We start from the raw sequence: 14,175 nt of genomic DNA, 5'->3' as shown, positions 1-14,175 counted from the left end.
GAGCACAGCTCTCTCATCCCCCCCCCCCTTGTGGGGGAGGGGCAGGGAGGGGGGTAGCCACGAACTCCGACCTCTCCCGGGGGCACCCCCCTCCCTAGCCCTCCCCCACAAGGGGGGAGGGAACATAGCTGCGTGGGCCGAGAGAGTCTTTTTCACGACGGGGAACGCATCATGCTGACCATGATCGGCAAGCGCCTGATGTTCGCGATTCCCTCGCTGATCGGGGTCGTCATCGTCACCTTCCTGCTGACGCGCGCGCTGCCGGGCGATCCCGCCGCCTATTTCGCCGGTCCCGCCGCGACCAAGGAAGCCGTCGAGCAGATCCGCAAGAAGCTCGGCCTCGACAAGCCGCTGATCGAGCAGTTCTTCCGCTACACCAACGATCTCGCCCACGGCGACTTCGGCAACTCGCTCACGACAGGCCAGCCGGTCGCCGCCGAAATCCGCAACCGCCTGCCGGCGTCCGCTGAGCTGACATTGCTCGGCCTCATCGTCTCCGTCGTCATCGCCATTCCGCTCGGCGTACTCGCGGCGACGCGACCGGGCTCATGGGTCGATCATTTATGTCGTGTCACGACGACGGCGGGCGTCTCGCTGCCGGTGTTCTTCACCGGCCTCGTGCTGGTCTATATCTTCTATTTCCGTCTGGGCTGGTCGCCTGCGCCGCTCGGACGTCTCGACGTGTTCTACAGCGCGCCGCCGACCGTCACCGGCTTCTATCTGATCGATACGCTGATCGCGCGTGACTTCGAGGCGTTCCGCTCGGCGCTGAGTCAGCTCATCCTTCCCGCGACGACGCTGGCGATCTTCTCGCTGGCGCCGATCGCGCGCATGACCCGCGCCTCGATGCTGGCGGTGCTGGCCTCCGAATTCGTCCGCACCGCGCGCGCCAGCGGCCTGTCACCGACGACCGTCATCGTCACCTACGCGTTTCGTAATGCGATGCTGCCCGTCATCACCACGCTGAGCATGGTATTCTCGTTCCTTCTGGGCGCCAACGTGCTGGTGGAAAAAGTCTTCGCCTGGCCCGGCATCGGCTCCTATGCGGTGGAAGCGCTGATCTCCTCGGACTTCGCGCCGGTGCAGGGTTTCGTGCTCACCATGGCGGTGATGTACGTGCTGCTCAATCTGATCATCGACATTCTCTATGGCGTGATCGATCCGCGCGTCAGACTTGAAGGCTAGGGGGACACAATGAGCTCCGTTGCGCCTGCTGTTGAACCCGCCGGCCCCGCGCGGACCTCCGGGCTGTCGGCTGTCCTTGAACAAACCCGCTACGTCCTGAGCGAGAACAAGGTCACCGGTTTCGCCTTCGCGCTTCTGATTCTGATCCTCGTCGCCGCGATCTTCGGCCCCTACGTCGTGCCCTACGATCCGCTCGCCTCGGATACAGCTGCTGCGCTGAAACCGCCGTCGGCGGCGCACTGGTTCGGCACCGACCAACTCGGGCGCGACATCTTCAGCCGCGTCATCGTGGCGACGCGGCTCGACACATTCATCGCGGTCGCATCCGTCGCGCTGGTGTTCCTGATGGGCGGGCTCGCCGGCATCGCCGCCGGCTATTTCGGCGGCTGGACCGATCGCATCGTCGGCCGCATCGCCGACACCATCATGGCCTTCCCGCTGTTCGTGCTCGCCATGGGCATCGTCGCCGCGCTCGGCAACACCGTGCAGAACATCATCCTCGCCACCGCCATCGTGAACTTCCCGCTCTACGCCCGCGTCGCCCGCGCCGAAGCCAACGTTCGCCGCAACGCCGGCTTCGTGCAGGCCGCGCGCCTCTCGGGCAACGGCGAATTCCGCATCCTGCTGGTGCACATCCTGCCGAACATCATGCCGATCATGATCGTGCAGATGTCGCTGACCATGGGCTACGCCATCCTCAACGCCGCGGGCCTGTCCTTCATCGGCCTCGGCGTCCGCCCGCCGACCGCCGAATGGGGCATCATGGTCGCGGAAGGCGCGGGCTTCATGGTCTCAGGCGAATGGTGGATCGCGCTGTTTCCCGGCCTTGCCCTGATGATCGCGGTGTTCTGCTTCAACCTCCTCGGCGACGGCCTGCGCGACATCGTCGACCCCCAGCGGAGGACGTGATGGTCTTCAGTTTCGGATGTTTGCTGCGCGGATGTGAGGAGGGCGCATCTCTCTCGCTCCCTCCCCCCTTGTGGGGGAGGGTTGGGGAGGGGGGTAGCTCAGGAAACGGTGCTGTTGGTGCGCATGTTGTGGCGCTTGTAAATGGAGAGAGTCCCCGTGCGGTACCCCTCTCCCTGCCCCTCCCCCACAAGGGGGGAGGGAATGAGAGAGCGGCGGCCGCCTCACACGCGAATTTCCGGCCGGAATTCCCCAACGATTCCAAAGCCTTTCTACTGTGCATGGGGTTGTTTTCGCACTTTTTGCATCATGGCAGGCCCGCATGACCGCCCAGCCACTGCTCGACGTCCAGGATCTCACCGTCGAATTCTCCACCCGCCGCGGCATCGTCAAGGCCGTGCAGCACGTCAACATCTCCGTCGCCAAGGGCGAGGCGCTCGCCATCGTCGGCGAGTCCGGCTCCGGCAAGTCGGTGACGTCCTATGCGGTGATGCGCATCCTCGATCGTGCGGGGCGGATCGCCGAGGGTTCGGTGATGTTCTCCGGCATCGACGTCAAGGCCGCTAGCGAAGACCAGATGCGCGATCTGCGCGGCCGCGAAGTCTCGATGATCTTCCAGAACCCGCGCGCCGCGCTGAACCCGATCCGGAAAGTGGGCGACCAGATCGAGGACGTCTTGCGCACCCATGTGCAGCAGGCGATGGTCTCGGATCACGGCGAGAAGGCGATCGAGGCGCTGGAGCAGGTCAAGATCGCCCGCCCGCGCGAGCGCTATCACGCCTATCCGTTCGAGCTGTCGGGCGGCATGTGCCAGCGCGTCGTCATCGCGCTCGCGCTCGCCTGCAATCCGCAGCTGCTGATCGCGGACGAGCCGACCACGGGCCTCGACGTCACCACGCAGAAGGCGGTGATGGATCTGATCGTCGAGCTGACCAAGCGCAAGGCGATGTCCACCATCCTGATCACGCATGATCTCGGCTTAGCGGCCGCCTATTGCGACCGCGTCGTGGTGATGGAGAAGGGCCGCGTGGTTGAGACCGCCAAGGCCGCCGACATCTTTGCCAACCCGCAGCACCCCTACACCAAGAAGCTGATGCGCGCGACGCCGCGGCTCGGCGTGTCCTTGCGGGATCTGCTGCCGGAGGAAGAGGGCGCGTCCTCATCCGCATCCGTCATGGCCGGGCCTGACCCGGCCATCCATCACACTTCGCAAGATTCGTCTCAAGCGATGGACCCCCGGGTCAAGCCCGGGGGTGACGAGAAGAGTTCGCCTCTCCTCCGCATCGAAAAGCTCGTCAAGGAATACCCCCGCCAGGGCGCCACGGCGACGCTCGGAAAGCTGTTCGGCCGCAAGCCGCCCGTGGAGCCGGACGTGTTCCGCGCCGTCGACGGCATCAGCTTTTCGATCGGCCACGGCGAGAGCGTCGGTCTCGTCGGAGAGTCCGGCTGCGGCAAATCGACCACGTCGATGATGGTGATGCGCCTCCTGGACCAGACCTCCGGCCTGATCCAGTTCGACGGCGAGGACATCGGCGGCATTGCGCCTGCCAACTTTGCCCGGCTGCCGCAGCGCAGCCGCATCCAGATGGTGTTCCAGGATCCGACCGACAGCCTCAACCCGCGCTTCACCGCCGCCCGCGCCATCGCCGACCCCATTATGCAGCTCGGCGACGTCAGGGGCCGCGATGCACTCCGCGCCCGCTGCGAGGAGCTGGCGACCATGGTCGGCCTGCCGCACAATCTGCTGGATCGTTTTCCGCATCAGCTCTCCGGCGGCCAGAAGGCCCGCGTCGGCATCGCCCGCGCCATCGCGCTGCATCCCAAGCTCGTCATCCTGGACGAGCCGACGGCGGCACTGGACGTCTCGGTGCAGGCCGTGGTGCTCAACCTGCTCCAGGACCTGAAGGCGCGGCTAGGTATGAGCTATCTGTTCGTCTCGCATGATTTGAATGTGGTGCGCTTGCTGTGCGATCGTGTCATTGTGATGCGGACGGGACGGATCGTCGAGGAGGGCTCTTCCGAGCAGGTCCTCAGCGATCCCAAGGACGACTACACCAAGGAACTGCTGACGGCGATCCCGCATCCGCCGTTGCACTGATTGTTTGAGAAGCGAGATGGCCGAACCGCTGGACGACTATATCGACGCCGTATCGAAAGCGCTGGCGCTGCCGGTCGAGGAGGCCTGGCGGCCCGCGGTGCGCGCCAATCTCGAAGTCTCGCTGAGGCTCGCGCGCCTCGTCGACGAATTCGCGCTGCCGGACGAGACCGAGCCGGCGCCGATCTTCACCGCCTGATGCTGCCATGACCAGCAAGCCAGAGATGACGGCCGCCGAAATCGCGAAGGCGGTTGCGGGCGGCAAGATGTCCGCACTCGATGCGACCGAAGCCGCCCTCGCGCGCATCAAGCAGCACGACGGCATCCTCAATTCCTTCACCGACGTCACCGCCGAGCGCGCCCGCGCCAAGGCGCGCGCCGTCGATGCCGACATCGCCGCGGGCAAGGACGTCGGCCCGCTCGCCGGCGTGCCCTTCGCGGTGAAGAACCTCTTCGATGTCGCAGGGCTCCCGACCCGCGCGGGCTCGAAGATCAACCGCGATCGCGCGCCCGCAGCGCGCGATGCGACGCTGATCGAGCGGATGGAAGCCGCCGGCGCCGTGCTGGTCGGCGCGCTCAACATGGGCGAATACGCCTACGACTTCACCGGCGAGAACGTCCATGACGGCCCCTCGCGCAATCCGCATGACACCACGCGGATGACCGGTGGTTCCTCGGGCGGTTCGGGCAGTGCCGTCGGTGGCGCGCTGGTGCCGATCGCGCTCGGCTCGGACACCAATGGCTCGATCCGCGTGCCGTCCTCGTTCTGCGGCATCTTTGGGCTGAAGCCGACCTATGGAAGGCTGTCGCGGGCGCGCTCGTTCCCGTTCGTCGCGAGCCTCGACCATCTCGGTCCGTTCGCGCGCTCCGTCGCCGATCTCGCACTCGCTTATGATGCAATGCAGGGCCCGGACGCGGAGGACAGCGCCTGCACCACGCGCGGGCTGGAGCCGACGCTGCCGCTGATCGCCAATCCGGTCTCGGACCTGCGCATCGCCATCGCCGGCGGGTACTTCCAGAAGAACGTGTTTCCGGAAGCCGTCGAGGCCGTCAGCCGCGTCGCCAAGGCGCTCGGCGCAACGAGGGTGGTCGACATCCCCGAGGCCGCGCGCGCCCGCGCGGCGGCTTATGTCATCTCCACCACCGAAGGTGCTTCGCTGCATCTCGATCGCCTGCGCCAGCGGGCGAACGATTTCGATCCGGCCGTGCGCGACCGGCTGATCGCGGGCGCCATGGTGCCGGCAGCGCTGGTCGACCGCGCGCAAAAGTTCCGCCGCTGGTATCGCGCCGAGCTCGCCAAGATCTTCAAATCGGTCGACGTGCTGATCGCGTCGGCGACGCCCTGCACTGCGCCGAAGCTCGGCCAGGTGAATTTCAATCTCGATGGCGTCGAGCTGCCGGTGCGCGCCAATATCGGCATCCACACCCAGCCGATTTCCTTCATCGGACTGCCGGTGGTCGCCGTCCCGGTTCCGCTCGAACCGCTGCCGATCGGCGTGCAGATCATCGCTGCGCCATGGCGCGAGGACATCGCGCTCCGCGTCGCGCACGCCCTGGAAAAGATGGGTGTGGTGTCGGCGCCGGCCCCGAGGGGACTTTAAGAGGAATTTGAGATGGAGATCGATCTCCCCGAGGTGATCGCGGAAGTCAAAGCCGCGTTCGATCGTTACGAGCAGGCGCTCATCACCAATGACGTCGCCGTGCTCGGCGAGCTGTTCCGCAACGATCCCCGCACGCTGCGCTACGGCATCGGCGAGAACCTCTACGGCTATGAGGCGATCAACGGCTTCCGCGCCGCGCGCTCGCCGGTCGGCCTCAACCGCCGCACCGCCAGGACCGTCATCTCCAGCTATGGCCGCGACACCGCCGTGGCCTCCACCCTGTTCTATCGCGACACGGCGCCCGGCAAGGTCGGCCGGCAGATGCAGACCTGGATTCGCTTTCCCGAGGGCTGGCGTGTGGTCGCCGCCCATGTCAGCATCATCGACGAGCCGAAAGAGACCTGACCGTATGACGCTTGACGACTTTCCGCCCGGAGCCTTGCCGGCCGAGCCGGTGGTGCCCCGCGTCGACCGTGCCTCGCCATCAGTGCAGAAGGTCACGCGCGCCGAGGAGCTGCGCCTGCAGCTCGCCGACGAGATCGTGCGCGGCGCCCTCGCTCCCGGCTCGCCCCTGGACGAGACCGACATCGCGCGCCGCTTCAGCGTCTCGCGGACGCCGGTGCGCGAGGCGTTGCGTCAGCTGGTCGCCAGCGGCCTCGTCGAGGCGCGTGCCCATCGTGGCGCGGTGGTGGCGCAGCCCTCGTTCGAACGGCTGACAGGCATGTTCGAGGCGATGGCGGAGCTGGAGGCGCTGTGCGCCGGCCTTGCCGCCGAGCGCATGTCGGCCGCCGAGCGCCACGGCCTGGAGGCGATCCACGAAGAGCTGCGGGTGCTGAGCTACACCGGAAATCCCGATCGCTTTCACGAGGTCAACGAACGCTTCCACAACGCGATCTATGCAGGATCGCAGAACGGCTATATCGCCGAGATCACGCTGGCGACGCGCGTTCGGGTGCAGCCGTTCCGCCGCGCTCAGTTCCGCAATCTCGGTCGTCTCGCCAAATCGCAGGCCGAGCACGACCGCGTCGTCGTCGCCATCATGCGCGGCGACAAGCAGGGCGCCGCCGTCGCGATGCGCGCGCATATCGAATTGGTGCGCGGGGAGTATGAGATCTACGCGGTGTCGGTGTGATGCATCCGCGTCCCGGACGCGGTGCAGCGCGCAGCGCTGCTCCGCAGAGCCGGGACCCATCTATCCATCACGCACAGCAACTCCATGGGTCCCGGTTCAGCAGCGCACCACTGCGTGATGCGCTGCGCCCGGGACACGAGACCGGTTACGCCTTCGCACCTTCCGTCATATACTTCCGCCATCCCCCAAACGCGGTGATATCCCGCGCATCGCCCAGCACTTCGGGCTCGACCAGAAATCCCTTCACGCTGCGTCCATCCGCGAGCCGCAGCGTGCCGATCGCCATCGGCGCCGGAATCGCATTCACGAACTTGCCGAACGCCGCCGCCGACAGCGACCAGATCTCCAGCTCGATCGCGGCGCCCGTGCCGGTCGCGACGCGCAGCAGGCCCGGCTTCGGCGGCGTTGTCTTCAGCGCATAGAGCTTGTAGTCCGGCGCAGTCTTTGTCGCCTCGATCAGCTTGCCGTTCAGTGCCGTCAATTCGCCGTTCAGCGCCATACCGGACAGATGCGCGCCGACCACGGCAACGGGAATCTCATCGCCCGTGTTTGCGGTCAGCGGCGCGAGCGGCGCCTGCGCCGTACCCTTTGCGCCGAGACTCAACCTGGTGTCCGCATGGAAAACGCGGCCGATGCTGGCCAGCATCGCATCGCGCCCCGCGGGCGCCAGCAGCGTGATGCCGAACGGAACGCCGTCGGCGCGCAGTGAGGCCGGCAAAGCGAGGCCGCAGAGATCGAGCAGATTGACGAAATTGGTGTAGGTGCCGAGCCTGCTGTTGAGCTCGATCGGATTGGCGAGCACCTGCGCGGTCGTGTAGGCCGTCGGCGCGGTCGGCAGCACCAGCGCGTCGATATCGGCAAAGGTGCGCTCGGCGATCCAGCGCAGGCCCTGCAAACGATACAGCGCCGAGAAGGTGTCGGCCGCCGTCAGCCGTGCGCCGGCGGCGGTGATCTCGCGCGTCACCGGATGAATCGCGTCAGGCGCCGACGCGAGGAGATCCTTGATCACGAGATAACGCTCGGCGACCCAGGGGCCCTCATAGAGGAGCCGCGCCGTCTCGTAGAACGGTTCGAGGTCGAACTCGACCAGCGTTGCGCCGAGCGCGGTCCAGCGCTTCAGGGCGTCGGCGTAGGCGGTCTCCGCTTTCTTGTCGCCGAAGAAGATCAGCTGTCCGTTGCGCGGCACGCCGAGGCGCAAGCTTGGCGGAAGCGGCGTGATCGCGCCCAGCGGCCGGTCGCGTGAGAACGGGTCAGTCGGGTCCGGCCCTGCCATCACGGACAAGGCGAGTGCAGCATCATCCACCGTCAGCGCGAAGACCGATATGCAGTCGAGCGTGCGGCAGGCCGGCACGAGCCCCGTATTCGAGATCATGCCGAGGCTAGGCTTCAGCCCGACGATGTTGTTGAGCATCGCCGGCACGCGGCCGGAGCCTGCGGTGTCGGTGCCGAGCGACAGCGGCACGAGACCTGCGCCGACCGCGACCGCGGAGCCGGAGCTCGAGCCGCCGGGGATGAGATCCTCGCGGATCGAATTGCGGGGGATGCCGTAGGGCGAGCGCACCCCGACGAGGCCGGTTGCGAACTGGTCGAGATTGGTCTTGCCGATGATGATGGCGCCGGCCGCGCGCAGCCGCGCCACCGCGGTCGAATCGTGTGCGGGCGTATACGAAAAGGCCGGGCAGGCCGCCGTGGTCGCAAAGCCCAGTGCGTCGATATTGTCCTTCACCGCGACCGGCACGCCGTAGAGCGGCAGGCTGGCGGCGTCCGCGCGCGCGGCGAGCTTCTCGGCCTCCGCGACCGCATCCTTCTCCTCGCGCAGGCTGATGAAGACGGCCGGATCGTTGTAATCGCGGATGCGCTGATACGCCCGCGCGATCGTGTGCGCCGGCGTCAGCGTGCCCGCGCGATGCGCGGCCACAATCGCGGCGATCGTTTCAGGCTGCTCAGCCCCCATGCGTCAAAACTCCGGCACCATGCTTCACCCGGATTGAAGCAAGCGATGTGCCATTGTGTACAGAATCCAGGCAGGATGGTCGCCCGGGATATTATCGTGGGATCAGTGAGTTGGGAGATATTTCGGCGACCCGTCAGGTGGTCGTGCCAGCGCCCTGTTACGGGCATCTGCATAAATATTGGGCGGTCCGGATCAGGTGAAGCCGGCAAGGATCCGCAGCAGCTGCTCCCGGTTTTCCTTGCCGATCTTGTCCTCGACATGCCGCTCGTGCTCGGCGGCGAGCCGCTTGAATTTCGCCAGCGCCGTCTCGCCATGTGCGGTGAGATGCAGCGCGTGGGAGCGCCGATCGGCCTTCGACTTGACCCGCTTCACATATTTGCGCTGCTCGAGGCTGTCGAGCAGATGCACCAGCCGGGCGCGCTCGATGCCGAGGCGCTTGGCCACCGCCATCTGCGACAGGCCCGGATTGGCGCCGATCACCGTCAGCACCGAATATTGCGTCGGCCGGATGTCCACCGCGCCAAGCGTCTTGATGAAGTCCTGGAAGATCCAGATCTGGAAGCGCCGCACCGCATAGCCGGCGTGACCGACCAGCGCGTCGAGGCCGATGTCGTCGGCGACGTCGCGGACCGCCGCGCCGTTGCCCGCGCGTTTGCGTGAGGAATCCCCGGTCTCGCGCGACGTCGTTCTCACCGACTTTCTCTCCCTGCAAGGTCCGCTTCGCCGCTCCCCGCGCGCGGGGAGCGGAAGAAGAGCCTAGCGCTCGGCGGTCATGAAGGAAAGATTGTTGTTGACGACAACAATTGTCCTGCCCAACATTATGGCCAAGGCAGCCCGGAACGAGGCTGCGGCCGGTCCCGGATCCGGGCGGAGGGAGGAAACACATGACTGTCGCCCCACGCGGTGACGTTGCTGGCCTGTTCGCAACGCCACGGACCGTCGCAGAGCGCCGCGCCGACGGCAGCATCTTGCTGCGCTCGCCCGAATCGCTAGGTAGCAGCGCGCGCTGCGTCGGCGATTGGCTGGAGCATTTCGCCCGGCAGACGCCCGATGCGATCTTCCTTGCGGAGCGGGGCCATATCGATGCGCCCTGGACCACGGTCACCTACGCAAAGGCGCTGCGCCGGGTGCGTGCGGCAGCGTCCTGGATTCTGGCGCAGGGCCTCAGCGCGGAACGCCCGCTCGCGATCCTCTCCGACAACAGCGTCGATCACGCGCTGCTCGCGCTGGCCGCCCAGCATGTCGGCGTGCCCTCGGCCGCGATCTCGCCGGCCTATTCGCTGATGTCGAGGGATTTCGAAAAGCTCAAGAGCATGATCACGCTGCTCGATCCCGGCGCGATCTATGTCTCCGCGACCGGGCCGTTCGCGGCCGCGCTGGCAGCCATCGAACCGCTGCACAGCGCGCAGCTCATCAGCGGCAAGGAGGGTGATGCCGGCGCGCTCGCCTTCCGCGAGGTCGCGGCGACGCCGGAGAGCGCCGAGGTCACGGCGGCTTTCGCCGCGGTGACGCCCGACACGATCGCCAAATTCCTGTTCACGTCGGGCTCGACCGGTGTGCCGAAAGCCGTCATCAACACCCAGCGCATGCTGACCTCGAGCCAGCAGGCCAAGGCGCAGACCTGGACCTTCCTGCAGCCGGGACGCGGCGATCTCGTCATTCTCGACTGGCTGCCCTGGAGCCACACTTTCGGCGCCAACCACAATTTCAATCTCGTGCTGCGCAACGGCGGCTCGCTCTATATCGACGGCGGCAAGCCCGCGCCCGGGCTGTTTGCGACCTCGCTCGCCAATTTGAAAAGCGTGATGCCGACGGTCTATTTCAACGTGCCGCGCGGCTTCGACATGCTGATCGCGGCACTGCGCGGCGACGAGGAGCTCTGCCGCCGCTTCTTCAGCGAGGTGAAGTTCGCCTTCTATGCCGGCGCCGCGCTGCCGCAGAATCTCTGGGACGCGCTCGAAGAGCTCTCGCTCAAAACGGTCGGCCGCGCGCTGCCGATGGTCTCGGCCTGGGGCTCGACCGAGACTTCGCCGCTTGCGACCGACTGCCACTTCCTTGCCGAGCGCTCCGGCAATATCGGCGTGCCGATTCCGGGCACCGAGTTGAAGCTGGTCACGTCAGGCGACAAGCTCGAGGTGCGCGTGCGCGGTCCCAACGTCACGCCGGGCTATTGGAAGGCGCCCGAGCTGACCCGGCAGGCCTTCGACGAAGAGGGGTTTTATCTCATCGGCGATGCGGTGAAGCTTGCTGATCGCGAGCGGCCGGAGCGCGGCCTGTTCTTCGACGGCCGTGTCGCGGAAGACTTCAAGCTCAATTCCGGCACCTGGGTCAGCGTCGGCACGCTGCGCGTCGCCGGCATCGCCGCGCTCGCACCGCTGGCGCAGGATATCGTCGTCGCCGGTCACGGCGGCGACGAGGTGCGCTTCCTGGTGTTCCCGAACATCGCGGCTTGCCGTGCGCATGCCGGCCTGGGCGATACGGCTGATGTGACCGAGGTGCTCGCGCACGACAAGGTCAGGACCGCCATCGCGCAAGGGCTCGCGAAACTGAAGCAGCAGGGCCCCAATTCCTCCGGCCACGCGACGCGCGCGCTGCTGCTTGCCGAGCCGCCCTCGGTCGACGGCGGCGAGATCACCGACAAGGGCTACATCAACCAGCGCGCCGTGCTGACGCGGCGTGCGGATGCGGTGGCGCGATTGAACGACGATGCGTCAGGTGCGTGGATCGGGTTGTAACTGCAAAATGACCGCACTCGTTGCTCCCGTGCCCCGGACGCGGCGCAGCACGCAGTGATGCGCTGCTGAGCCGGGGCCCATCTCTCGTCGTGCGCGGGGTCGCATGGGTCCCGGCTCGGCGCAGCAGCGTTTCACGCTGCAGCGCGTCCGGGACACGAGAGCGTAGCGCTCAACCACGCCAGCCACCCTGCCGCAATATATTTCTGATTCTTTTGTTGCTTAAGCAACTAATTTGTGCGAACCGTTCCGGGAGGCGATGACGGCGGGGAAACCGCCGCGTCCGATCCTGGAGGAAACAATGCTCGGCCCGAATGGTGCCGCCGGCAAACGCCGGCGCATGCCCGGACGTGACGGAGGGGCGCGCCTGATGCGCGACCCGTCAGGTTTCCGTGCCGCCGGTGACCGCGCCGAGATTCTCGTGCAGCCGGCGGAGCAGGTCGATCAGCACCTCGCGCTCGTTCTTGTCGAGGCACGACAGCAGCCGCCGCTCGCGCTCGAGCGCTGCGACGATCACCTTGTCATGGGTGGCGCGGCCCTTCGCCGTCAGCGCGATCGAATGGGTGCGGCCGTCATTGGGATCGGTGCGGATCGAGACCAGCCCGCGCTTCTCGAGCCCCGCCAGCGTCCGGCTCACCGGCCCCTTGTCGAAGCCGATGACGTGGCAGATGCGCGAAGCCGGAATGCCGGGCTCGATCGCCAGCAGCGACATGATCCGCCATTCCGTGACGTTGACGCCGAACTCCCGCTGATAGAACGCGGTCGCGCTGTTCGAGAGCTTGTTGGCGATGAAGGTGACGAACGCCGGGACGTAACGGTCGAGATCGAGCGTCGGCCCCGCATCATTGGGCGCAGGCTTCTGGCGGGATCTGGTCAAGGACGGCGGCATGGCGGGGTTCTGACTCGCGGCGGGCCGAAAGACCTAAGGGCATGCGCCGTCCTTTCACAAGATCAAAATGAGGGAGGTCTCCCATGACCGTATCCGGCACTCCGGCATCGACGGATCCTGCGTCCGTTCCGCATCTCGATGTCGATCCCTTCGACATGACCTTTTTTGCCGATCCCTATCCGGCGCATCAGCGGCTGCGGGAGGCGGGGCCGGTGGTCTATCTCGACAAGTGGAACGTCTACGGCGTGGCGCGCTATGCCGAGGTCCATGCCGTCCTGAACGATCCCGTCACCTTCTGCTCCAGCCGCGGTGTCGGCCTGTCCGACTTCAAGAAGGAGACGCCGTGGCGGCCGCCGAGCCTGATCCTGGAGGCCGATCCGCCCGCGCACACCCGCACCCGCGCCGTGCTGTCGAAAGTGCTGTCGCCGACCGTGATGAAACAGATCCGCGACCGCTTTGCGGCGGCGGCCGAGGAGCGGGTCGACGCGCTGCTGGAGAAGCGCAGCTTCGATGCGATCACCGATCTTGCGGAGGCCTATCCGCTCTCGATCTTTCCGGATGCGCTGGGCCTGAAGCCGGAAGGACGCGAGCATCTCATTCCCTATGCCAGCGTCGTGTTCAACGCGTTCGGTCCGCCGAACGAGCTACGCCAGCAGGCGATCGCGCGCTCTGCGCCGCACCAGGCCTATGTCGCCGAACAGTGCCAGCGCGACAATCTCGCGCCCGGTGGCTTCGGGGCCTGCATTCATGCGCAGGCCGACGAAGGCGCCATCACGGCCACCGAAGCGCCGCTGCTGGTGCGCTCGCTGCTGTCGGCCGGTCTCGACACGACAGTCAACGGCATCGGTGCCGCGGTCTATTGCCTCGCGCGCTTCCCCGACCAGTGGCAGCGCCTGCGCGATGATCTGACGCTGGCGCGCAATGCTTTCGAGGAGGCCGTGCGGTTCGAAAGCCCGGTGCAGACCTTCTTCCGCACCACCACGCGCGAGGTCGAACTCTCAGGCGCGACGATCGGCGAAGGCGAGAAGGTGCTGATGTTCCTCGCCGCCGCCAACCGCGATCCGCGGCGCTGGGACCAGCCCGACAGCTACGACATCACCCGGCGGACTTCCGGCCATGTCGGCTTCGGCTCGGGCATCCACATGTGCGTCGGCCAGCTCGTCGCGCGCCTCGAAGGCGAGGTGATGCTCACCGCGCTGGCGCGCCGGATCGCGAAGATCGAGATCACGGGCGAGCCGAAGCGCCGCTTCAACAACACGCTGCGCGGGCTCGACAGCCTGCCCGTGACCATCACCCCGGCCTGACGAGGAGCTTCGATGCCTGCCATCACCTTCATTCATCCCGACGGCAAGTCCGAGCGCGTCGAGACCTCAGGCGGCGAGAGCGTCATGCAGGCCGCGACCCGGCACGGCCTCGACGGCATTTTGGCCGAGTGCGGCGGCAACGCCATGTGCGCGACCTGCCACGTTTATGTCGACGAGAGCTGGCTCGCGCGGCTGGCCGCCATGGCCGGCGACGAGGACGCGCTGCTCGACGGCACCGCGGCCGAGCGGCGGCCGAACAGCCGGCTGTCCTGCCAGATCGATATCACGCCCGAACTCGATGGGCTCGTCGTGAGACTGCCGGAGCGGCAGGTCTGATCTGAAGACGTCTGAATTTCGATGAGCCGGCGACGACCGGC

13 protein-coding genes are annotated in these 14,175 nt (G+C 66.7%); 10 read left to right on the top strand and 3 right to left on the bottom strand.

Annotated elements, in window-relative coordinates:
• The first annotated feature begins 171 nt into the window (after window positions 1–171).
• From TSA1_RS30330 to TSA1_RS30300, 7 genes are all read left to right on the top strand, one after another.
• Window positions 172–1,185, top strand: a complete 1,014-nt coding sequence (locus TSA1_RS30330; protein ID WP_100179530.1) for an ABC transporter permease — start codon at window positions 172–174, stop codon at window positions 1,183–1,185.
• Window positions 1,186–1,194: 9 nt separating this feature from the next.
• Window positions 1,195–2,094 carry an ABC transporter permease gene (locus TSA1_RS30325; RefSeq protein WP_100179529.1) on the top strand — a complete coding sequence of 300 codons (900 nt, stop codon included), beginning with the start codon at window positions 1,195–1,197 and terminating at the stop codon, window positions 2,092–2,094.
• Window positions 2,095–2,413: 319 nt separating this feature from the next.
• Window positions 2,414–4,189, top strand: a complete 1,776-nt coding sequence (locus TSA1_RS30320; RefSeq protein WP_100179528.1) for a dipeptide ABC transporter ATP-binding protein — start codon at window positions 2,414–2,416, stop codon at window positions 4,187–4,189.
• Window positions 4,190–4,205: 16 nt separating this feature from the next.
• Window positions 4,206–4,385: a DUF4089 domain-containing protein gene (locus TSA1_RS30315; RefSeq protein WP_018316853.1), complete on the top strand. Its 180-nt coding sequence runs from the start codon at window positions 4,206–4,208 to the stop codon at window positions 4,383–4,385.
• 7 nt (window positions 4,386–4,392) lie between these two features.
• Window positions 4,393–5,787, top strand: coding sequence for an AtzE family amidohydrolase (locus tag TSA1_RS30310; protein ID WP_174719136.1), 1,395 nt, complete (start codon window positions 4,393–4,395; stop codon window positions 5,785–5,787).
• Window positions 5,788–5,799: 12 nt separating this feature from the next.
• A complete protein-coding gene (hpxZ, locus tag TSA1_RS30305; RefSeq protein ID WP_100179527.1) occupies window positions 5,800–6,192 on the top strand; it encodes an oxalurate catabolism protein HpxZ in 393 nt (130 codons plus the stop codon).
• 4 nt (window positions 6,193–6,196) lie between these two features.
• Complete coding sequence (locus TSA1_RS30300) at window positions 6,197–6,919, top strand: GntR family transcriptional regulator (RefSeq protein ID WP_174719135.1); 723 nt, start codon at window positions 6,197–6,199, stop codon at window positions 6,917–6,919.
• 145 nt (window positions 6,920–7,064) lie between these two features.
• On the opposite strand, the gene atzF is transcribed toward TSA1_RS30300, so the two are convergent.
• Both atzF and TSA1_RS30290 read right to left on the bottom strand, forming a co-directional pair.
• Entirely contained in the window at window positions 7,065–8,873 is a 1,809-nt protein-coding gene (gene atzF, locus TSA1_RS30295; RefSeq protein WP_100179525.1) for an allophanate hydrolase, read from the bottom strand.
• Window positions 8,874–9,065: 192 nt separating this feature from the next.
• The gene (locus TSA1_RS30290) at window positions 9,066–9,566 is read right to left on the bottom strand and encodes a MarR family winged helix-turn-helix transcriptional regulator (protein ID WP_100179524.1); all 501 of its coding nucleotides are present in this window, start codon (window positions 9,564–9,566) and stop codon (window positions 9,066–9,068) included.
• A 191-nt stretch (window positions 9,567–9,757) separates the two neighbouring features.
• On the opposite strand from TSA1_RS30290, the gene TSA1_RS30285 reads away from it, so the two are divergent.
• The gene (locus TSA1_RS30285; RefSeq protein ID WP_174719134.1) at window positions 9,758–11,608 is read left to right on the top strand and encodes a feruloyl-CoA synthase; all 1,851 of its coding nucleotides are present in this window, start codon (window positions 9,758–9,760) and stop codon (window positions 11,606–11,608) included.
• A 379-nt stretch (window positions 11,609–11,987) separates the two neighbouring features.
• Here the strand turns inward: TSA1_RS30285 and TSA1_RS30280 are convergent, their stop codons facing one another.
• A complete protein-coding gene (locus TSA1_RS30280; RefSeq protein WP_100179522.1) occupies window positions 11,988–12,494 on the bottom strand; it encodes a MarR family winged helix-turn-helix transcriptional regulator in 507 nt (168 codons plus the stop codon).
• 83 nt (window positions 12,495–12,577) lie between these two features.
• On the opposite strand from TSA1_RS30280, the gene TSA1_RS30275 reads away from it, so the two are divergent.
• Window positions 12,578–13,798: a cytochrome P450 gene (locus TSA1_RS30275; RefSeq protein ID WP_100179521.1), complete on the top strand. Its 1,221-nt coding sequence runs from the start codon at window positions 12,578–12,580 to the stop codon at window positions 13,796–13,798.
• A gap of 12 nt (window positions 13,799–13,810) precedes the next feature.
• Window positions 13,811–14,134: a 2Fe-2S iron-sulfur cluster-binding protein gene (locus TSA1_RS30270; protein ID WP_100179520.1), complete on the top strand. Its 324-nt coding sequence runs from the start codon at window positions 13,811–13,813 to the stop codon at window positions 14,132–14,134.
• The last annotated feature ends 41 nt before the right edge of the window (window positions 14,135–14,175 follow it).

Source organism: Bradyrhizobium nitroreducens (assembly GCF_002776695.1).
Lineage (GTDB): Bacteria > Pseudomonadota > Alphaproteobacteria > Rhizobiales > Xanthobacteraceae > Bradyrhizobium > Bradyrhizobium nitroreducens.
The sequence above is the reverse complement of the archived record's forward strand: the minus strand, read 5'-3'. Positions and strand labels throughout refer to the sequence as shown.